We start from the raw sequence: 22,801 nt of genomic DNA, 5'->3' as shown, positions 1-22,801 counted from the left end.
CTAATGTAATTCGTATTTTTGATGCTCATTTAACATAAGACTTTATTTATGGAACGCGACGAACAAATTTTTGAACTTATACAAGCTGAAAAAGAACGCCAGGTAGATGGTGTAGAATTAATTGCTTCAGAGAATTTTGTAAGTGACCAAGTGATGGAAGCTGCAGGTTCTGTATTAACTAATAAATATGCTGAAGGTTATCCAGGTAAGCGCTATTATGGTGGTTGTGAAGTTGTAGATGAAGTTGAGAATATTGCTATTGATCGTGCTAAAACGCTATTCGGTGCTGCTTATGTAAATGTACAACCTCACTCTGGTAGTCAGGCCAATACAGCTGTTTTCCATGCATGTATAAAGCCAGGCGATACTATTCTTGGGTTCGACTTATCACATGGAGGTCATTTAACACATGGTTCACCTGTGAATTTTTCAGGAAGACTATATCGTCCAACTTTTTATGGTGTAAAAAAAGATACAGGTCTTATAGATTATGATATGTTAGCTGACCAAGCTCAAAAAGAACAACCTAAATTAATTATAGCGGGTGCTTCTGCATATTCTCGTGATATTGATTTTGCGAAATTTAGAGAGGTTGCCGATAGTGTTGGTGCTATTTTGTTAGCAGATATATCACATCCTGCTGGATTGATTGCTAAAGGTATTTTAAATGATCCAATGCCACATTGCCATGTGGTTACTACAACGACGCATAAAACATTAAGAGGTCCAAGAGGTGGTATGATTATGATGGGTGAAAATATTGATAACCCATTTGGTCTGACGTTTAAGAGTGGTAAACTTCGTAAGATGTCTGGATTACTAGATTCTGGTGTATTCCCAGGAAATCAAGGTGGACCTTTAGAGCATGTGATTGCGGCTAAGGCAATTGCATTCGGTGAAGCATTAACGGATGAGTTTATGCATTATATGTTGCGTGTAAAACATAATGCAGATGCTATGGCGAAAGCTTTTGTTGCAAAAGATTATAACTTAATTTCTGGTGGAACTGACAACCATATGATGCTGATTGATTTAAGAAGTAAGAACATTACAGGTAAGGATGCTGAAAACGCTTTAGTGAAAGCTGATATCACTGTAAATAAAAATATGGTACCATTTGATACTGAATCTCCATTTGTAACTTCTGGTATTAGGGTAGGTACTCCAGCAATTACAACAAGAGGTTTAAAAGAAAATGATATGTCTTACGTTGTTGATTTAATTGATGAAGTATTAACTAATCATGATAATGAAACCGTTTTAGAAGGTGTTGCTAAAAAAGTAAATGAACTTATGGGTGGACGACCTTTATTTACTGCATAGAAACTTCATTTACAAATAAAAAGCCTATCAAAATAATTGAAAGGCTTTTTATTTGTTTTCCACTTTTTTCCAAAAAGTATCTTTATAGGTCGCACCAATAGAAATGTATTCTCCTTCTATGATAATGCGATTACGTTCAATAAATTCAATATGCTCTAGAGCAATAATATAAGATTTATGGACGCGAATGAACTTACTCTTAGGAAGACTTTGTTCAAATTCTTTCATTTTCTGTAATGTAAGTACCTTGCCTTCTTTAGTTTGAATAGAAACATAATCGCTCAAACCTTTTAAATATAAAATATCCGAAAAGAATAGCTTTTGATGACGATATTCAGTTTTTACAAAGCAATAATCACTTTCTTCTTCTGTAATAGGTTTTGGGTTCCTATTTTGTACTTTTTCTACGGCTTGTAAAAAGCGTTGAAAAGAGATAGGCTTTAATAAATAATCGACGACATCTAAGTCGTAACTCTCTAGGGCATAATCCGAATAGGCCGTCGTAAAAATCACTTTTATATCTGGATTAATAATTTTTTTAAACTCAACACCTGTAATTTCTGGCATCTGTATATCCAAAAACAATAGATCTACAGACTTTTCGCGTAAAATTTTTAAAGCTTCTAATGGATTATTGAAAGCACCAATAACTTTTAAGTCTTCAATCTTAGATGCATGGGATTCTAATAAGTCAACAGCCAAAGGTTCATCATCAATTATAATACAGGTCATTGTATAGGTATTTTAAGTTGTGCTGTAAACGTTGAATTTTCTGTTTTACAAGAAAAGGAATATTGTTTTAGAAATAGAAGTTCTAAGCGTTTTTTAAGATTGTCTAACCCTAAACCACCAACTTTGTCCTTTTTCTTTTTTTCAATTTCATTGATGACTTTATAATTTAAACAAGTTCCATCCACAGTAATATCAATTATAATAGGCTGCGATATACTGTGTAAGCTACCATGTTTAAACGCGTTTTCAACAAAAGGCAATAATAAAAATTGAGGAACTTTAATATTTTTGGTAATCCCTTCAATATTAAACTCTATATGTGGTGGTTCTTTATGTCTTATACTTTCTAAGTCTATAAAGTTTCTAATCTGCGAAATTTCATCTTCTAAAGGCACAACTGTCTTTGTTTTATAGAGCGAGTAACGCAATAATAGAGATAGTTTTTCGATGGCACCTAAAGCTTTTTCTGAATTCGTGTTTACTAAAGCATAAATGTTGTTGAGTGTGTTAAATAAAAAATGTGGATTGGTTTGAGATCGTAATAGATCAAGCTCCATTTGCTGATTCTCTAACAATAATTGATTATTACGCTCGTCCTTATATTTTGAGTATTGCCAAAAATAGAAAATAATACCTAATGCACAGTATTGAAACACATAATAGAAATTGTCTAGTAAATAATAGAATAGAGAGACTCCTTTTTTGTAATTCCCAAACCCAAGAAAAGTTCTAAAGATGATTTCTTCAATAAGATAGCGTAAACCAATAATGAATATTGTGCTTACTAGGATGAGTACTAAATTATTCCAAAATGGCTTTTTATGATGCCATTTGTAGAAGATAGAGTAAGATGATAAGGCATATAAAAAAAAGATGAATCCAACAGAAATTGTCAAAATAACTATATGTGTTTGTAAATGATAGTCAATAGCTTTTGAAATAGAATCTGCTTCTATAATTTCACCAATTACATCGGTAACTAAGTAATAAACCAGAAACCAGAAACTTAATTTTTTAATATCATATTTCATAAATGCTAAACTAATAAAATGTGCGGTTATGTTTAAATAGGATCGGTAAACTTGAAAAATTTATCTGTGAACTTAGCATAATTTTCATTCAAGTATTTGTCTTCTATTTTTGCAGAGATATACTCTTAGTTTACCGATTCTACTTTTATATGAGTAAAAAGTATCTGAATTTTGAATCATAACTAAAAAGCAAAACCTCATGAAATATTTATCTCAACTTTTTTTCGGAATTCTTTTATTGCTTCATAGTAGTTTGTCTGCTCAAGAACAGCAAGAAATTCTAATTGTTGGTGATATGCACCAAATACCAGGAATTGTGAAACGTGCCTATATACCAATGGTTAAGAAGATACTCAAATATCAGCCAGAATTAATAATGGCAGAGTATTCTAAAACTGGTGATACAGCAGCTATGGGTGAATGGAATTCTAAGTTTAAAGAAGCGTACCTCAAGAAAAAAGCTAACGATACAGTTAATTATGGTGATATTGAGCGTTTAAAAAAGATGTCTAATAAAGAGATAGATAGTGTGGAATTTAGAAAATTACAATCCTATTATTTGAGTATTGGTGATCAAGGAAATCATAGAATATATGGCTATTTTTCTAGGTTTGGAGCGACCAAGAAGTTTAAACCTTATGGTAATCAAAACACAGATTTAACCTTTCAGTTAATGCGCAAACTAGAACTGAAAGAAGTGTATGGTGTTGATAGTCATGCTGGTTATAAAGGGTATTGGCCTGCGTGGCAACGCGCTCTTAAGGCAGGTACTAAAGAGGGAAGAAAAACTTTTAAAAAAGTGATGCGAAAAGATACTTGGGGAAACATCTTTGCAGGTGCATCTTGGTCACTAGGAAGATATATTAATAAGCCAGAAACGTTAGATGCCTATTATAGAATTAACTCTTTACGATTTAAAGGTTTTAGTGGCGAAGATTATGATATGCAGATAAAAAAATGGGACGATAGAAATGTCAATATGGCTAAAAATATTTTAGAAGTTCTTGAGAATAATCCCAAAGTTAAACGCAGTGTCTTAATTGTTGGTGCTGGTCATGCTAAAGCCGTAAGTGAAGAATTAAAACGATTAGATTCTAATGTAAAAGTCATTATGTATCACAACCTTAAAACATATCCAAAATGAGACAGATTATAATTACTACAGTAGCTTGTTTATTGTTTTACATAAGTTATGCTCAAGATAGTTTATCTACGAAACACTTGAAGCCTTTTACTTACACATTTAATGTTATAGATGGAAAGTTAAGTGGTGAAGGTGAAGCCTTTTTAAAGCAGCAAATGGCAAAAGCTCAATATACTATGTTAGGCGAATATCATGGCTCTAAACGTATTTCAGAATTTACAAATGCTATCATTCCAATACTAGATAGTCTAAATTATAAGGCAATGGCTTTGGAGGTTGGACCCACTATTGGAAAAGTACTTAACAGATTAGAAGGTGATATTGAAAATGAGATTAAGCATATACATGAAAAATATCTTACAAGGGATTCAGATGGTTATATCAATATACCTTTTCCATTCTTTGATAGTAAAGAAGATGTACGATTTTTAAAGAATGCAAAAGACAATTCTTGGAATATTTTTGGGATTGATCAAGAATATTATGACAGTTACATAATGCTTGTCGATATTATGTTTAACAATTTATCAGAAGATCTAAAAAAGCAACATAAAGATCTGTATAGTAGGATGCGATCAGAACTAAAACAATTCTATAAAAATGATCAATCGGATAAAGAGAATTTACATAGAGCTCTATCTAAATCAAAGCTTTTTAAAGAATTTTTAAAGGAAATGGGTTCTGAAGCTAACAATATTGAAGTTATTGATGCTTTAAAAAAAAGTAGTGCTATCTATATGTTATATAATAAAAGACAATGGTATGAGAATAATGCAACACGCATTAAATACATGAAAAGTCAACTTAAGAAAGGCTTAGATAATTTAGATTTTAATATTGAAAAGGATAAACTTCTTATAAAAATGGGTGGTTATCATTTGTCTAAAGGATTTTCTCCTTTAGGTGTCTATGAAGTGGGTAATACACTCAATGAGCTTGCAGAATTTTATGGAAATACAACTTTAAATATTGGTTTTAAGACTCGATTTCATATGGAAGATGGTCAATTACAGGATAACAGTATTTCAGAGAATATATATTATAAAAATCACAAACCAATAATAGAAATGGGTAAAGAAAACCAGTGGGTCGTTATAGATTTAAGACCTTTGATTAAAGGCTATCATTATTACCCAATACGATTTAACCTCAATGAGCAGTTGGCTAAATTGGTAGAGCGCTATGATTTAATTGTAATCCCAAAAGTAGAAGTAGAGGGTACACTTATTTATGACTAAGACTTAATATATTTTGAAATTCAATAATTCGCTTTAAATTATAAAGCATTTCAACTTATTTTGTAACACTTTTTTTTCTTTGGTTAGTAAACCATATTATATTAAGAACTATTGAAATCAATAAAATGATTCCAATTATAATGAAGTTTGTTGTAGATAAATTTTTGAAATTTGGTCTAAATATTTTGTTGAATAGTGCTATGACAAACATTAGGACTAATGAAATATTAAAAAACAACCACAAGTAATGTATTATCTCAACAATAAATTTTGAATAATTGAATCGCTTTTTCAAAACTTAATCTTCAAATGTTATGCTTTCATAAGCACCACAATCAGGTTCAGCAGAATCTCTATTTACGCCAAGAATATCACTACCAGAAGGTATCAATGAGAATGCGAGTCTATTAGCACCAGAGTCTTCTCCAATACGCATGAGATTTTCGAAGCCATCTTCAAAATCTGGATCTACATTGAAAGAATTTCCATCGTAAAACATCGTATTATCAAAAACGTAGTTTCCTGTGCCTTCAAGATTTTCATCATCAAATCGTATTAAACAATTGGTGAATTTATAACTAAAAACAGGTCCTCTATCATCTAGAAATATTTCAGGATTATCGTTTCCATATATAATACAATTGTTAAAGCTAGCTTCAGTTAAATCATTAAGTGTTGTAATTCCTTCTGCATCTTCTACATAATCATTAAGGAGTACTGCAGGGAATTGTCTAAAACTATTATTCCAATAGTTTGCAATTGTACAATGCGTAAAATTATATTTACCTCCTACAGTGCCAGCAAATGAGGATTGACCACAATTATTAATTACAGTATTTTCTGCAGTTATTGATGTAGCTCTGCCTAAAATTCCAAAACTACTTGTATTATAAATTTGGGAATTAGTAATCGTTAATTTATCGTTTGTTGCTGCTTGATTACCTTCTGATAAAATACCAATAGTCGCATTTTTTATAGTTGCATACTCAATAGTATTATTGGCACTACCATTAAACAGCCAAATAGTTCCCCATTGTCCTGGTATGTCTGTATAAAGCGGTTCTAAACGATCACCTTCTAAAATAACTTCGTTTTCCAAAATTTCTTGATCAGTGCTTAACGCTCCATTAATATTTAATGTACCATTATCGGTTACAATAATACCAGAGTTAGCATGAAAATGAACACGAGCACCAGCATCCATAGTCAAGGTCTTACCTGAGTCGACGCCAGCATAACCATAAATCACATAGGGTTTTTCGTTAGTAAAAGTTAGTTCTGTATCCTCTAAGAATCTACCTTGTAATGTGGTTTCATCCGAATTGCCATCACCATCAACATCAAAGGTTAAGGTCTCTACAATGCCAGTGGTTTCATTTCTATTTGGATAAATAAAAATAGCGTCTTTAACAAGTGTTACTAAATCCACATCTTGTTGGTTACTACCAATATCAAATAGAATACGATCTGTATATAGAAACTGGGTGTCAGAGTTTGATAGTGTTTCAATATCTATTGTAGTTTCAATAAAAATGAATAAGCTATCATTTGCTAATAGCTCAACATCTTCAAAGAATTTTCCTTCTTGTGCGCCTTCAAGACCAGTACCACCATCTACATTCATTCTATAAAATGAGCTAATTCCGTTTTCTAATTGAATGGTTGGGATCACAATATCATCATCACTACGATTATAGACCTTTAAGTTATATGTGCTAGAACCAATATTGGTGAAAACCGTATCTAAATAAACCGTATCCTTTACAAATTCTAAATTTCCTGTACTTGGTGAGAATTCAAAATCGTTACGACAAGAACTCCAGAATAATAAGATTCCGAAACAAATAAAGAATGACAGCAATCGCTTCATAAGAGATAAATATATTTAATGCTTAAAAATATAACTTTTGAAGTTATGAATTATTATGAAGTTGAGGAATTATGGGTAAGAATTTAATCTTTAACTTCTTTTTTCTCGCCATATTGCTCTATAAGAATTAAAAAGAGCTGGCTATTCAGTACCAATTGCTCAAGAAATTGCATCTTTTTTTCCTCTTTAAGTAATTTAGAACTCATGTATTTTGCTTCACAAAAATCATAAAATAGATATATTTTATCTTCGGGTATTTTTAAATTCTCTGTGATGAGTTGCTTGTTAAAGAAGGCGCTTTTGGAAAACAAAGAATCCATTTGCTTGTAGGAAATAGGTTCGTAAACAGGTGGTTGATATTTGTTTTTTTTAAAGAGTTTAGCTAACTGACCTATGAGGTAGACAAAGTCTACACCATAACTTGCTCCGCTTGGTTGATAAAGCTCAGGATTATTTTTAATATCCTCTTTTATTAAATTTTGGAGTTCGATGTTATAGGTTTGCTCTTCAAATACAGGTTGTTCTGGTTCTGCAATTATTTCTACCTCATCAAGCTCACTAATTATTTTTTTGAGCTCAAAAACAGCAATATCATTAAAATGAAAAGCTTTAAGAACTACCGCTTTTGGGTGATAAAATAAGGACTCAAATAGAAGTGTGTCATTGACTTTAGCAATGATACTAAAATCACCATCTTTATTAGTTACAGTAAATCGGTTTTGAGTATCATTAAGAACTTTTATGTTTTTAACGGTACCTGAAGCATCATATACTTTTCCTTGTAATGTTTGAGCGTTAAAAGTAAAAGGCAAACAGATTAAAGAGAGTATTACTATTAATTGACGCATAAAAGTTGATTGGTGCAATAAAGAAAAGACTTTAAGAATAAAACCATTTATGCATTAAAAAAACTTTAACCTAAAGTATTGTTAATTAAAGAGACTAGCTATCTCATTTGTTATTCTTGTAGGACGCTGTGTTTTTGAGTCAATCAAACACCATTTTGCTTTAGAACTGACAATAAGTTGATTTGTTTTTTTATTAGTTATTTCTACGTGTCTTGTAGTACTTACGCCTTCAGTTTTTGGAACAAAAGTTTTGAGTAATAGTTGATCGCCAAGTAATGCCTGACTTTTATATTCTATAAAATGATTAACTAAGAACCATGAATATTTGCTTAAAACCTTATCTGAAACATAGGCTAACCAATGTTCTTTAGCAATATCTTGAACCCATTGTACATAACGTACATTGTTTACATGGTTAAGGTCATCTAGATCGTCTTTTGAAACTGTAATGGTTTTTTCGAATATTTGCATCAATTATATTTTGATGCTCAAAGGTATTATTTCTTTGCGAAAGCACTTTTAATTCTATGGAATAATTTGCCTAAAACGGTTCGTTCTTGGTTACCACTTTTTATGGCTTCTCGTTTCAATAAACGCTCATTTCTCCATTTTGTTCGTCTTGCCTTGTTTCTTTCTCTCCATTTCTGATTATGTGCTCTAATTTCTCTAGATTTTTGTTGTTCTGCTTCTGTAGCGTAAAGCTCAGGATCATTATCTTCACTTAGGTTGCAATCATGCGTATAATTTGATGAATAAGTAATCAAACCTACGGTAACAATTTCTCCCATGATATTTTCTACAAGGGCAACATCAATTGTATAACTATTGCTTAATACAATCTCTATTGGATCCATTCCCATATAACTAAATACTAATATGTTGCCAATGTTTGCTTGTATTTTATATTTACCATCAAAATCAGTTTGAGTTCCTACACTGGTACCTTTAATAATTACTGATGCACCAGGAAGCGGTAATCCATCACTAGTTGTGGTCAATGTACCAGAGTATACTTTCTTATTTAATATAGATGTTGCTACTTTACCTTTTATCTGAGGAACTTTGACAGAATCTGTTTGTACAATTTTTGGTTTGCCTTGTGCATTCACTTCTTGATTTCCTAAAGCTAAGAATGCAAATAGACCAGAAGCTGCCCAAGACAAATAATTATTTTTGTCTTTTCTGGTTAAAACAATCTCTCTGTTGAGTTGTTGGGTCTTAAATCGTCCGCAAACTTTTCCTTCTGTTTCAAAGGTTTTGATAATTTGTTCATCAGTTTTGGTCGTAAAGTCGAAAACTGTTTTATGACATGAATGGCAATGTAGACCTTTTTCTTTTGGTGTCATTTTATTCCAATCCTCATGGCAAGGTTCAGGAATATTAATAGTTATAGATTTTCTCATGATCGTTTGATTTATATATCAAAGAATCATAAGTAAATCGGTAAATAAAATGCAGAATGAGTAAAGTGACCTTTTCGGTGAGTGAAGTTTATTGTTTCTTTATTTTAACTTCAAAAAGTTTGTCCCAATTTTTTCCTGTAACGAAAATTGTTTTACGCTCAGGATGGTAAGCAATGCCATTGAGAACATCTAATTCATCATGTTGAGTTACTAATTCTCTAAGTGGTTTAAAGTTGATAACGCCTTCAACACCACCATTATTTGGATTAATGATTACGACACCATTTTTCTGATAAATATTTGCAAAGATTTTACCATCAATCCATTCGAGCTCATTTAAGCTGGGAATTTTACCTTTTTCCGTATACACTTGTATATGACTTTGTTCTGTAAGGTTATCAGGGTTTAATAACCATATTTTCTCAGTTCCATCAGACTTATAGAGTGTTTTATCATCATTACAAATTCCCCAACCTTCTTTACTTGATCCATAATTAAAAGAGCTTATTTTTTCAAAAGTATTGACATCATAAACAAAGCCTCTTTCTTTTTGCCATGTTAATTGATAGATTTTATCATTCATAATGGTAAGACCTTCACCAAAATATTGGTTTTCTAAATTGATGTTTTTTAAAACCTCTCCTGTTTCAAAATTCACTTTTCTCAATTTCGATTCTCCACGCTGTCCTGTACTTTCGTACAATTCACCATTATAAAATTCTAAGCCTTGAGTATAGGATGTAATATCGTGAGGATAAGTATTGACGACTTCATATTTGTAGTATGAAGGAATAACATTATTAAAGATTTTAATAGATTTGGTTATAGTCTCAGTTTGGTCATCGTATTTTACTACCGCTGTAATTACTTTTTTACCTAAAGTTGTCGTATTTAAAATAGTAGTATTATCAACTGATTTCCCATTAAGTTGATAACTCACATTGGTGATATCTAAATTTTTAGGATTGTTTATTGATAATTTTAAAGTATCGCCAAGCATTAACGATTTAACGGCCGTATTAATTGTTAATCCGGTTTGTTTGGAACTATTTGTTTTGCCGCAATTAATAAATATTAAGCTTAAACAAATGACTATGATATATTTAGATAAGTGCATAAAGTGTCTCTTATTTTTTAGCAAGTTATTAAATAAAATTCAGTTTAAAAATCATTAAATAATGATTGTAAAAGTATTAAAAGGTTGTATCTTTGCGGCTGGCAAGTCCTACACAACCAGCTCCTGTTGAATCCTCCAGGGCGGGAACGCAGCAAAGGTAGATGGTCGTAGCGGTGTGATGTAGGTAGCTTGCCTTTTTTTGTGCCCTAAATTCTCCTATAAATTTGTATTTTGCTTACTTAAATTTCAAAGTAGATGTCTAAAGTTGTTTTAATAACAGGTGGTTCTTCAGGAATAGGAAAGTCGGTAGGTGAGTACCTCCAAGCTAAGGGCTTTAAAGTATATGGTACTAGTCGTAATCCACAGAACTATCCTCAGAGTGTATTCCCAATAGTTGCTCTAGACGTTACAAAATCAGAGACGATTGCTACATGTATTAATCAGGTATTAAAGTTAGAATCTAAAATTGATGTATTAGTAAATAATGCTGGTGCCGGAATTACTGGGCCAATTGAAGAAATTCCAGATGCTGAAATTAAACGCAATTTTGAAACAAATCTTTTTGGTCCTATCAATGTTATAAAAGCTGTGCTTCCGACTATGCGTTCTCAAAAATCGGGTTTGATTATTAATGTGACCTCAATTGCTGGTTATATGGGTTTGCCTTATAGAGGTATTTATAGTGCAAGTAAGGGAGCTTTAGAGTTAATTACAGAAGCCTTTAGAATGGAGTTAAAGGAATTTGGTATACAAATGACTAATGTTGCTCCAGGTGATTTTGCTACTAATATTGCAGCTGGTCGTTATCATGCACCAGTTTTGGAAGGTTCTCCTTATAAAGTAAATTATGGTAAGAGTTTAAAATTAATGGATGCTCATGTAGATGATGGTAGTGATCCTCAACAAATGGCAGATGCCATTCTAAAAATTATTGAAACTAGAAAGCCGAAAGTGCATTATAAGGTTGGTGTATTCATGCAAAAATTTTCAATTGTCTTAAAGCGAATTCTTCCAGATAAGGTTTATGAGAAATTATTAATGAATCATTATAAGTTATAGTTAATTTGGTATGCTATTTGAAGTATCTTTTTCAAATTTAGCTATTATGAAAACTTACAAAATTATTCCCCTTTTTATTTGCCTTTTTTTAGCCTTTAGTTGTGAAGATGTATTGAGTTGCATTATTCCACGAGAGCCAGAATTACCTAATAAGGAATTTCCAATTGGCTCAACAGAAAGTTTCTATTATACAGAATTTGACGCTGAAATTAATAATGAACCTAGAGATAATGACTATGATTACTTTTTTTATGCTGAAGGTTTGCCTTTGGGTATGGATTATTATGTAAGCCATAGAACTATAAGCTTTGAAGGAAAACCAGAAGAGACAGGTACATTCCGTATTAAAGTATTCTTAGATGTTGAAGGTCCTTTTAGAAATAATTTTGATGATGATCCTGATTTATTATGTGAATACAGTACGTCTAGAAGTTATAAATTAATTATAGAATAGGTCTTTATTTGCTCTAATTAGAAACTTGTTAATATATTTTAATAGTTTAATATATATCTACCTAACGAATAGTTGTAAATTCGCGACAACAAAAAACACAACAATTCAAATTTTAATTAGATGAAATTTTTTATCGATACAGCAAACCTAGATCAGATTAAAGAAGCTCAAGACATGGGTATTTTAGATGGCGTAACTACAAATCCATCATTAATGGCTAAAGAGGGCATAACTGGTACAAATAATATTTTAAAGCATTATGTAGATATCTGCAATATTGTAGATGGCGATGTGTCTGCTGAAGTTATTTCTACTGATTTTGAGGGTATGGTTAGAGAAGGTGAAGCTTTAGCTGATTTACATGATCAAATTGTAATAAAATTACCGATGATTAAAGATGGTATTAAAGCTTGTAAATATTTTTCTGATAAGGGAATTAAAACTAATGTCACTTTAGTATTCTCGGCAGGTCAAGCTTTACTTGCAGCAAAAGCTGGCGCAACGTATGTATCTCCATTCATAGGACGTTTAGATGATATTTCTACTGATGGTTTAAACCTTATTGCGGAGATTCGTCATATATATGATAATTATGCTTTTGAAACAGAAATATTAGCAGCTTCTGTTCGCCATACTATGCACGTTATAGATTGTGCTAAGTTAGGTGCAGATGTTATGACAGGTCCGTTGAAATCAATTGTAGGATTATTAAAACATCCTTTAACAGATATTGGTTTAGAGAAATTTTTAGCAGATTATAAAAAAGGAAATTAAGCTAATACAATAATTATAAAACAAGCATCTTATTTAGCAACAATAAGGTGCTTTTTTTGTAATAATTTGCCAAGTGATTTAGAGAAATCTGATTTGAAAATATTAATATTTGGGTGCAATATCATAGCATTTTCATTAACTATGATAGCTTTATTTAAATAATTAACAGCTAATATTTTCCTTGACTTTTTTGGGTATTTAAAACGATATTCATTTGTTGTCGGGAAATCATAATTATTAATAATTTCTTTCCAAGTCTTATCATCATTACTATTTAAATTAATAGAAATAAAATTTACCTCAGGAAATTTAGATTTCAACCCTTTTACTTTGTAATGGCTATTCCTGTATTGCATCTTAGAATTAGACGACCAAAAATATATGATTGTTGGTTTATTTATTATGGAATTTAGATTATATTCACTATTATCATAATTTATTACAGCTAAGTTTGGTATTTGATTTCCTTGACGTAATAATTTCAATGATGATACAAGCTCTTTCATAGCTTTTTTATCTTCTTCATTACTACTCTTAGATAAATAATACTCTAACATTTCATTTGCTTCAACAACAGTATGATTGTGACTTACATAATCTCTAGTTTTATATTTTAAAAGATTATTTTTTATAGTTTCATCAGAGATAATACTGTCCACCAAATCAAGCTTAGACTTATTATAGCTCATGTCATGTCTATTAAATTTACTATGGTAAGCATTATCGTCGTAATATTTGTGTGTCGCTAAATTTTCTATGTGAGAAGATAAAAATCGATTGTAAGCATAGATACGAGTTAAAATTTTAGAGTTGTAATTTATATCCTTTCTATGTGCAAAAAACTCTTCAGGTAAATCTTTAATGTGTATCAACTTATTGTTTCCAAAATAGGCGAAAGGATAAATCTCTTTATCTGCATAGGAATTGTAATTGATGTTTGCCTCTATAATAGTTTTAAATAATTCAGACTCTTTATTGTATTCTAAAAAAGAACTTAATTCTTTTAATTGATTATTCCGTCTTTCTTCAGTGAAATCATGAAATGCTTCGGGTTCCATTTTCGAATACTTAACTAATTTCTTTTCTTGTTTTTCATTGAACAAATAGGTCTTAATTAGATAATTGTTCTTCTTCGCACCATCACCTGTAAATACTAAAGACTCATCAAAATCATAAGTGTTTAATCTAAACATAATACTGTCATTAGGCTCTAGTAAAATCTTTTGATATTCACCACCGTGAGTAATCATATATAGACCTGACTGTAAATCTTCTATTTTATGTACAAATCTATTGTTGAAATCTAAAGTTAAGGAGTCTACAACTTTACCTTTAGTATCGTAAAGAATGATATTTTGGTTTTTAGGATTTATAATTTCACCTCCAATATAGGCGTAGTCTCCCTTGTCGTTACTATTTGGCTTGCAACCTATAGTAAGGCTTGTTAAAAGACATATTAAAGCTATATGCTTAGATATTAGGGAAATTTTCATCATAATCAACAAAACAAAAATATGTTTTGGAAACTTCATGTATTGTTAACACCTCGTTAAAACTTGTTGTGTAGGTTATAAATCCCGTTAAATCACAGAAAAACCATGTATAATGCATATTTGTTAGAACAGATACACATTATTATTTACTTTTTAAATTCATAACGCTATTCAGTAATGGATTTTGTGTTTAATTTTCTACTTTTGCAATCTCAAAAATATAAAACAATGTTATCAGTTTCTAATCTTTCAGTTCAATTCGGAAAACGCGTACTTTTTGACGAGGTAAATACCACATTTAATAATGGTAATTGCTACGGAATTATTGGTGCAAATGGTTCTGGGAAATCTACATTTTTAAAGATTATCGCAGGAAAAATGGATCCAACTTCTGGACATATCCATTTAGAATCTGGAAAACGTATGTCTGTTCTAGAACAGAATCATAATAAGCACGATGAAGACACGGTTTTAGAAACTATTTTAAAAGGTAACAAGCCGTTATATAAGTTAAAATCTGAAATTGATGCTTTATATGCAGACTATACTGATGAAAATGCTGAGAAAATTGGAGAGCTACAAGTTCAGTTTGAAGAAATGAATGGCTGGAATGCAGATAGTGATGCGGCTGCAATGTTATCTAACCTAGGGATTAAGGAAGATTTGCATTATATGTTAATGAAAGATTTAGATGGTAAACAAAAAGTCCGTGTGTTATTAGCACAAGCTTTATTTGGAAAGCCAGATTTATTAATAATGGATGAGCCTACCAATGATTTAGATTACGAAACTATTTCTTGGTTAGAAAATTTCTTAGCAAATTATGATAACTGTGTGATTGTTGTTTCTCACGACAGACACTTTTTAGATGCAGTTTGCACACATATTTCTGATATTGATTTCGGTAAAATCAATCACTTCTCTGGAAACTATACCTTTTGGTACGAGTCTTCTCAGCTAGCAGCTAAGCAACATGCACAGCAAAACAAAAAGGCCGAAGAGAAGAAAAAAGAATTAGAAGAATTTATTCGTCGTTTCTCAGCTAACGTTGCAAAATCTAAACAAGCAACTAGTAGAAAGAAGATGATAGAAAAATTAAATATAGCAGATATTAAGCGTTCTAGTCGTCGTTATCCTGCGATTATTTTTGAACGCGATCGTGAAGCTGGCGATCAGATTTTAAATATTGAAGGGCTTTCTGCAAGTTTAGATGGAGAAGTTTTGTTTAAAGGTATTGATATCAATTTAGCAAAAGGAGATAAGGTAGTTGTGTATTCTAAAGATTCTAGAGCAACTACTGCTTTTTATCAGATTGTGAATGGAAATGAAAAAGCAGATTCTGGTAAATTTGCTTGGGGAGTAACTACAACACAATCGTATTTACCATTAGATAATAGTGAATTCTTTAATAATAAATTATCATTAGTGGATTGGTTACGTCAATGGGCAACAACAGAAGAAGAACGTGAAGAAGTACATATTAGAGGTTTCCTTGGAAAGATGATTTTTAGTGGTGAAGAGGCTTTAAAAACATCTAATGTTTTATCTGGAGGTGAAAAGGTACGTTGTATGCTAAGTCGTATGATGATGATAAGAGCTAACGTTTTACAATTAGATGAACCAACAAATCACTTAGATTTAGAAAGTATTACAGCCTTTAACAATTCATTAAAGAACTTTAAAGGGACAATACTGTTAACTACGCACGATCATGAGTTTGCTCAAACGGTTGGTAACAGAATCATTGAGTTAACTCCAAATGGAGTTATAGATCGTTACATGACTTTTGATGAGTATATGAGTGATAAAAAGATTAAAGACCAGCGCGAGAAGATGTATGCTGTGACGGCATAGTTATTTTAAATAGTCTTTGAATTTTGACTTTTTTTGTCATTGCGCTTCCATCTCAGCCTTAACCTGTTCAACAATTGAAACCGCTTTATCCAATTCATCATTATGAACAAAAACCTCTTGAAAACCTTGATTCATTGATGCGTAACCTGCCAAACGTTGTGATTCACCTTCATCTTTAATTATTGGTATAATTCCAATGCGTTCTAACTCATTTTTAACACGAGTTACTAAAATAAAATTGCCGAAATAAACTTTTGTATATTCTGTACTGCTCATATCTATAGGTATTAGATTATAACTAAAAGTTACGAAATTTTGGCAAGATTTCCTAGACTGAGATTACAGTAATATCAAATAATACTATTCAAATAATCTATACTATAAGTTTTAGCTATAAAAAGATAATTTAAAAAAATATAGAGGCTTTATTTAACGCTCATTATTTCATAATTTTATCCATGTCAAATTAGTAAATCAAAAAAACTAAAATATAATGAATCATAACAATGGAGGCGATGCTAGTAAATGCCCATTTTTAAGTGGAGATCAAAAACAAACAGCAGGTCGTGGTACCAGTAATAGAGATTGGTGGCCAAATGAATTAAAACTCAATATTTTGAGGCAAAATGCAACAAAGAATAACCCAATGGGTGAAGATTTTGATTATGCCGAAGCATTTAGCAGTGTTGATTTTGCAGCTTTAAAGCAAGATGTGATTGATTTAATGACAGATTCTCAAGATTGGTGGCCAGCAGATTATGGACACTACGGAGGATTTATGATTCGTATGGCTTGGCATAGTGCAGGTACGTATAGAGTAGGTGATGGTCGTGGTGGTGCAGGTTCTGGTACGCAGCGTTTTGCACCATTAAACAGTTGGCCAGATAATGGTAACTTAGATAAAGCACGTTTATTATTATGGCCAGTAAAAAAGAAATATGGGAATAAAATTTCTTGGGCAGACTTAATGATACTTGCAGGTAACTGTGCATTAGAATCAATGGGCTTTCCTACGTTTGGTTTTGCAGGAGGTCGTGAAGATATATGGGAGCCAGAACAAGATATATATTGGGGAAGTGAAACGGGTTGGCTAGATAATGATGATCGTTACGAAACAAGTGATGGCGATTTAGAAGGTCATTTAGGTGCTGTGCATATGGGATTAATTTATGTGAATCCTGAAGGGCCTAATGGAGAACCTGATCCATTAAAATCGGGTCATGATATCAGAATAACTTTTGGTCGTATGGCAATGAATGATGAAGAAACCGTAGCTTTAGTTGCTGGAGGTCATACTTTCGGTAAAGCACATGGTGCTGCTGACCCAGATAAGTATGTTGGAGCAGAACCTCATGGAGCTTCAATGGAAGAAATGAGTACAGGTTGGAGGAATACATTTCAGTCTGGAGTTTTAGATGATACAATTACAAGTGGAATAGAAGGATCTTGGACACCAAACCCAACACAATGGGATGCAGATTATTTTGATGTTCTATTGAACTATGATTGGGAATTGACTAAGAGTCCTGCAGGTGCACATCAATGGACACCTACAGCAGCTTCAAATGCACGTCAAGCTCCTGCGGCAGGAGGAAACGGAACACGCGCTATTATGATGACTACTGCAGATATGGCTCTAAAAATGGACCCAGCATATAGAGAAATCTCTGAGCGTTTCCATAAAGATCATAAAGCATTCGAAGATGCTTTTGCTCGTGCTTGGTATAAGTTAACGCATAGAGATATGGGACCAATTCACCGTTACCTAGGTCCTGAAGTACCAAAAGAAGAATTAATCTGGCAAGATCCAATTCCTGCAGTAGATTATACTTTAAGTGATTCTGATATAGAATCTTTAAAGAAAATGGTTTTAGCTTCTGGTTTATCAGTGTCAGAATTGGTATCTACGGCTTGGGCTTCTGCTTCAACATATAGAGGTTCTGATATGCGTGGTGGAGCAAATGGAGGTCGTATTAGACTAGAGCCACAACGTAGTTGGGAAGTCAATAATCCTGAACAGTTAAATAAAGTATTAAATGTATTAGAAGGTATACAAAGCGAATTTAGCGGAACAGTTTCTATGGCAGATTTAATTGTCTTGGCTGGTTCGGCTGGTGTTGAAGAAGCTGCCAGTAATGCAGGACATAATGTGAATGTTCCTTTTACACAAGGTAGAGGTGATGCAACACAAGAACAAACGGATTTAGAATCGTTTGGATATTTAGAACCAATTGCAGACGGATTTAGAAATTACATGAATTCAAAGTTAAATGTAGCTGATGAAGACTTGTTAGTAGATCGTGCTAATTTATTAACACTTTCTATTCCAGAGATGACTGCCTTAGTCGGTGGATTAAGAGTTTTAGGAACGAATTATGATGGTTCTAAACATGGTGTATTTACAGATAATGTTGGACACTTAACTAATGATTTCTTTACGAATGTTTTAGACTTTTCGTTAACATGGAAAGCAGCTACAGCAGAAGATAAAGAGTTTATTGGTCGTGATAGAAGAACAAATGCGATGAAGTTTTCTGGAACTAGAGCGGATTTAATATTTGGATCTAATACAGAACTTAGAGCAGTAGCTGAGGTATATGGAGCTAATGATGGTGAATCGCGTTTTATGAATGATTTTGTAGCAGCTTGGACTAAGGTTATGAATTTAGATCGTTTTGATTTAAAGTAATAGTTGATTAATAGCAAATCAATAAAAAAAGGAATGTTCTAACTACTGAACATTCCTTTTTTAATTTATAAACATTAGACAAAGTTATCTAAGGATAATTTTTTGGGTTTTTGTGCTCGCTTCACTATGTAACTTAACTACATATATTCCAGACGCTAAATGAGATATACCAATAGATTGTCTATTAGTTTGCAGTTGCAAGCCTTTACTCACAACTTCACGTCCTTGCACATCAAAAAGTTGAAAACTTGTATGCTCTTGTATTAAACCAGCTATTTCAACTGACTTCCGATTATTATCAGTGAAAATATTAAGCATTTCAAGTTCTTGCTCTTTTACATTTAATTGATTTGCAACTAACCTTAAGTAGAACCTTCCTGTTCCACTTATTGAAGCATTAGGAGTCATTATATAATCCTCTTCTGTGAGTAAAGTTAATGTATCTTCAACTGTATCTTCTATATATACATTAATAGATTCAGGAAGCGTTGATTCTGAAATTGTGAATACAATGTCTGAATCATTATTTGCATTTACACCTAAAGGAATGGTTACATTCAATAGATCATCACTATGAAGTGCTTGTATAGCCATAGCGTCACCTGTGTTATTCTCAACTAAATGTGAATACACTGAAAAACTCGGAGGTGTATTATTCCAAATTTTGGCATCATAACCAACATCTAATGATAGCGTTGCATTATCGTTAAAATAAAAATCTGTGTTATAATTTTTTGTAGCATTAGAAACATTAAGTTTTACAAACACTAATGGATTTGAGTTTCTTCCTGCGATAAAGTCATCATCAGTACCAGTTGATCGCATACCTGGTGTAAATTGAATATTTCCTGAAGATTCTGCATCAACAAAGAAGCCTTGTCCAGGAGTGATAACTGTAGAAGCCGTTGTTGTAGCTAAATTGTATACGACCCAACCATCTGTTGCTGTTCCGTCATAGCCATACATTCCAACGGCATTTTCATCTAATAATGCTGCATTAGAAGAATTATTTAAAAAGTCTTGAACCTTTAAATAGCTAGGATATGGGTTGCCAATTAAATTCCAGTTACTAGATCCTCCAGAAACTACAGGTGTATCCACATTACCAGTTTCTATGGTTCCAGTAAATGTATATGTAGCACCATCTGTAGAACCTGTTCTGTAACCGCTCCCTGGAGATAGTGTACTTGTATCATCTGAAGATGAATAATTGACATAAGATTCAGTAGCTGGATTAAAAGGGCCAAATAAAAATAAAGTACTTCCTCCACCAATGGTTCCTGATAATATATTAGGATTAGCAGCTCTAAATGCACCAAATGTCTGATCTGTTAAAGGTGCACTCAATAAATCGTTTGCTGTAGTTGTTGTACCATTACCAGCAGCATTATTAACATGTCTTTTGTAAACGACATCACCTGTAATTGTTCCGTCAGAAATAAGGCTTGAATAGCGTGTTGAACTTGATTTCAATGTCATTTCACCATCAATTGAAAGTGTTACACCACTAGCTACCATAAGACTTCCTTCAGGATTTACAGTTATATTATGACAATTTGTAGTTGTATTAAAATTGGCTGTACCTTCCATAATAGTAATATCATTTACGAACGTTGCTACACCGTTCGGGTCTGAAGGCAACCAACCATTATCATAAGTATATTCTATCGCAGGTAATATGGTTACCGTATAATCTTCTACTTCACCATCTGCGGCACCATCACATGGACCGTTTGTTGGTATGGTTTCATAATAATATTCTGAAACTACACGCATGCGTGTATCACCTAGTTCTGCATCTGTAGGTGCTGTAATACTCAATGCACTATTTGATGTAGGTCCATTCTCTGTGTTTGCTGCGCTACCTAAATCGTATATTTCACCAGCGTCTTCAAAATCTCCATCTCTATTCCAATCAATCCATACATAACAGTAAACAGAGAAATTACCATCAGTATCTATGTTTACAGTTAAATCTTCTGTAGCACCTAATTCAATATTATTTGAAAATGCCGTATAGTCGTGGTAAGGTGCTCCATCATCTCCAACGGTATTATTATTAATTTCTCCAAAACTAACTAATGTCGTATTTGTATCATAATCAGTTCTTGTACCTACTGAAGTACAGTAACTTATAGTGAAGTTAATTTGTGTACCTGAGCTCCAAGTTGTTCCTTTTCTGGAAAAAATTGTAAAATGATAGGTGTTACCAAATATTAAATTTGAAATAGTTTCGATTGTTAAGTCACCTTTGTAAACCACGAATTCATTTGTAACAATTTCGGTACCATTGCCAAAATTGGAGTCGGCAGTATATAAACCTCCGTTTCCTGTAGGTAGAGCTGTAACTGCACTAGCTTCTTTGGCAATAATTAAATATTCATCATTGCAATCATTTAAATCCCAGTCTAAATCGATGCTTGTTGTTGAAGAATTTGTAGCATTAAAAGTAATTGGATTTACAGGAATATAGCACTCAATAGTCCCAGTAACTTCGATATTATCTATGCGATGACGTTCATTGTTAGCATTATTTACTGAAATTATTCTAATTTCTAAAGATGTACTTCCGTTAAGAGCACTTTCACTTATTACTACGCTGCCATAATCATTGCTTAAAGCACCATTAATACTTGCATTAGTCCAAGAGCCACTGTCAATTCTATATTGCGTCGTTAATGTATCTGTATCATCTAAATTATTACGGCCTTGTGTAGCATCTATTGTAAATGAAATATCTGTATGTGCGGAAATATCTATAGATGGGGATAACCAAATAGAAGTACCAACCCTTCTAGATTCGAATATTGGATTTCCTCCAACGGTTCTTACATGGAATCTATAATTAGAATTCGAGCTTGCTCCCGACACATCAATATCCCAATCTACAGCTGATAAATCGATTGTTGGAGTTGAGCCCGTAGCACCTTGTCCTGTTTGCCCATCGAAACTTTCTGAATAAATGACAGTTTGCCCAAAACTATATAGAGATATAATTCCTAAGAGTAAAAATAAGAATGTCTTTTTCATTGTTATTAAAATTATTTTAATTCAACAATCAGTTTGCTAAAATATTTTTACAACAACTCCATTAATTTCTTGTATGAACCTATCTATAGTATTCATAGAATACCATAAGAATGCGGTTCAGTAAAAAAATAATTTTACTGTTGTTTAATAACTTTGAAAAGGAATTCTGGCTAATGTTAGAATTAATATACAATAGAATTCGTATCGCATATTTTAGGGGACTTCATAGTTATTAATTAAGGGTTAATTACTATTAAGACACATTCATTAAAAAATAGTCACATGAATTAATGTATGGTCTGGTTAGTTCTTATTATTTAAGTGTCTGGCTTCATAATTTTTTAATTATGTAATATCCAATACTATTTCTTTTACACTAATCATAATACTTATGTGCTATTGTATATAAATGCATATATCACATGAATATGATCAGTCAAAAAAATCAATTTTGCTGTTTTTATAAACTTATAAAAGGAAATCTTGGGTATATAGAATTAATATACCTTAGAAATAGTGCTGAATATTTGTTTGGGATTTCATAGTTATCGATTAAGGGTTAAATTTTATGCTAATATATAAAAATTCTTTCAAAAAACACACATAATCGTATTTATTTGCATTTAAACGATTTAATAATGCTTATTAATCAAACATCTATTGCGTGTTTTTTAACAAATGTTATTTGCTTTTTGAATTATTTAACTAACTGTTTTTGAGGTCAATAAGTTAGGATATTAGG

The 22,801-nt window shown here is 32.1% G+C and carries 18 protein-coding genes and 1 other RNA gene; 9 read left to right on the top strand and 10 right to left on the bottom strand.

Annotation, left to right across the window (positions count from 1 at the left end):
- Positions 1-48 precede the first annotated feature (48 nt).
- Positions 49-1,323: a serine hydroxymethyltransferase gene (gene glyA / locus WPG_RS16810; protein ID WP_045474840.1), complete on the top strand. Its 1,275-nt coding sequence runs from the start codon at positions 49-51 to the stop codon at positions 1,321-1,323.
- 48 nt (positions 1,324-1,371) lie between these two features.
- Here glyA and WPG_RS16805 read toward each other — a convergent pair whose 3' ends face one another.
- The gene (locus tag WPG_RS16805) at positions 1,372-2,055 is read right to left on the bottom strand and encodes a LytR/AlgR family response regulator transcription factor (RefSeq protein ID WP_045474837.1); all 684 of its coding nucleotides are present in this window, start codon (positions 2,053-2,055) and stop codon (positions 1,372-1,374) included.
- On the bottom strand, positions 2,052-3,086 hold the full coding sequence (locus tag WPG_RS16800) for a sensor histidine kinase (protein ID WP_052471319.1): 1,035 nt from the start codon (positions 3,084-3,086) through the stop codon (positions 2,052-2,054). Before WPG_RS16800 ends, WPG_RS16805 begins: the two co-directional genes overlap by 4 nt.
- A 199-nt stretch (positions 3,087-3,285) precedes the next feature.
- On the opposite strand from WPG_RS16800, the gene WPG_RS16795 reads away from it, so the two are divergent.
- Complete coding sequence (locus tag WPG_RS16795) at positions 3,286-4,230, top strand: DUF5694 domain-containing protein (RefSeq protein WP_045474835.1); 945 nt, start codon at positions 3,286-3,288, stop codon at positions 4,228-4,230.
- Positions 4,227-5,468 carry a hypothetical protein gene (locus tag WPG_RS16790; protein ID WP_045474833.1) on the top strand — a complete coding sequence of 414 codons (1,242 nt, stop codon included), beginning with the start codon at positions 4,227-4,229 and terminating at the stop codon, positions 5,466-5,468. The genes WPG_RS16795 and WPG_RS16790 overlap by 4 nt, the downstream gene beginning before the upstream one ends.
- 298 nt (positions 5,469-5,766) lie before the next feature.
- Here the strand turns inward: WPG_RS16790 and WPG_RS16785 are convergent, their stop codons facing one another.
- From WPG_RS16785 to WPG_RS16765, 5 genes are all read right to left on the bottom strand, one after another.
- Positions 5,767-7,338, bottom strand: a complete 1,572-nt coding sequence (locus tag WPG_RS16785; protein ID WP_045474831.1) for a right-handed parallel beta-helix repeat-containing protein — start codon at positions 7,336-7,338, stop codon at positions 5,767-5,769.
- An 83-nt stretch (positions 7,339-7,421) separates the two neighbouring features.
- Complete coding sequence (locus tag WPG_RS16780; protein WP_144374503.1) at positions 7,422-8,186, bottom strand: hypothetical protein; 765 nt, start codon at positions 8,184-8,186, stop codon at positions 7,422-7,424.
- Between the two features lie 81 nt (positions 8,187-8,267).
- Complete coding sequence (locus tag WPG_RS16775) at positions 8,268-8,657, bottom strand: acyl-CoA thioesterase (protein WP_045474827.1); 390 nt, start codon at positions 8,655-8,657, stop codon at positions 8,268-8,270.
- Between the two features lie 26 nt (positions 8,658-8,683).
- Complete coding sequence (locus WPG_RS16770) at positions 8,684-9,589, bottom strand: carboxypeptidase-like regulatory domain-containing protein (protein WP_045474824.1); 906 nt, start codon at positions 9,587-9,589, stop codon at positions 8,684-8,686.
- A gap of 88 nt (positions 9,590-9,677) precedes the next feature.
- Positions 9,678-10,706 carry a glutaminyl-peptide cyclotransferase gene (locus WPG_RS16765; protein WP_045474822.1) on the bottom strand — a complete coding sequence of 343 codons (1,029 nt, stop codon included), beginning with the start codon at positions 10,704-10,706 and terminating at the stop codon, positions 9,678-9,680.
- A gap of 99 nt (positions 10,707-10,805) precedes the next feature.
- Here WPG_RS16765 and ffs point away from each other — a divergent pair.
- From ffs to fsa, 4 genes are all read left to right on the top strand, one after another.
- Positions 10,806-10,904: signal recognition particle sRNA small type (gene ffs, locus WPG_RS17985), an RNA gene on the top strand.
- 57 nt (positions 10,905-10,961) lie between these two features.
- Positions 10,962-11,765: an SDR family oxidoreductase gene (locus tag WPG_RS16760; RefSeq protein WP_045474820.1), complete on the top strand. Its 804-nt coding sequence runs from the start codon at positions 10,962-10,964 to the stop codon at positions 11,763-11,765.
- 46 nt (positions 11,766-11,811) lie between these two features.
- Complete coding sequence (locus tag WPG_RS16755) at positions 11,812-12,219, top strand: hypothetical protein (protein WP_045475751.1); 408 nt, start codon at positions 11,812-11,814, stop codon at positions 12,217-12,219.
- Positions 12,220-12,339: 120 nt separating this feature from the next.
- Entirely contained in the window at positions 12,340-12,993 is a 654-nt protein-coding gene (gene fsa, locus WPG_RS16750) for a fructose-6-phosphate aldolase (protein WP_045474817.1), read from the top strand.
- Positions 12,994-13,022: 29 nt separating this feature from the next.
- Here fsa and WPG_RS16745 read toward each other — a convergent pair whose 3' ends face one another.
- A complete protein-coding gene (locus WPG_RS16745; protein WP_144374502.1) occupies positions 13,023-14,489 on the bottom strand; it encodes a hypothetical protein in 1,467 nt (488 codons plus the stop codon).
- Positions 14,490-14,714: 225 nt separating this feature from the next.
- Here WPG_RS16745 and WPG_RS16740 point away from each other — a divergent pair, with 225 nt between their 5' ends.
- Complete coding sequence (locus WPG_RS16740; protein WP_045475748.1) at positions 14,715-16,340, top strand: ABC-F family ATP-binding cassette domain-containing protein; 1,626 nt, start codon at positions 14,715-14,717, stop codon at positions 16,338-16,340.
- A 36-nt stretch (positions 16,341-16,376) separates the two neighbouring features.
- On the opposite strand, the gene WPG_RS16735 is transcribed toward WPG_RS16740, so the two are convergent.
- Positions 16,377-16,616, bottom strand: coding sequence for a putative signal transducing protein (locus tag WPG_RS16735; protein ID WP_045474812.1), 240 nt, complete (start codon positions 16,614-16,616; stop codon positions 16,377-16,379).
- 217 nt (positions 16,617-16,833) lie between these two features.
- On the opposite strand from WPG_RS16735, the gene katG reads away from it, so the two are divergent.
- A complete protein-coding gene (gene katG / locus WPG_RS16730) occupies positions 16,834-19,029 on the top strand; it encodes a catalase/peroxidase HPI (protein WP_045474810.1) in 2,196 nt (731 codons plus the stop codon).
- 84 nt (positions 19,030-19,113) lie between these two features.
- Here katG and WPG_RS16725 read toward each other — a convergent pair whose 3' ends face one another.
- Entirely contained in the window at positions 19,114-22,059 is a 2,946-nt protein-coding gene (locus WPG_RS16725) for a GEVED domain-containing protein (protein WP_045474808.1), read from the bottom strand.
- Positions 22,060-22,801: the final 742 nt, after the last annotated feature.

The sequence above is a fragment of the Winogradskyella sp. PG-2 genome, from assembly GCF_000828715.1.
GTDB lineage: Bacteria > Bacteroidota > Bacteroidia > Flavobacteriales > Flavobacteriaceae > Winogradskyella.
This window is presented reverse-complemented; position numbering and strand designations above follow the sequence as displayed.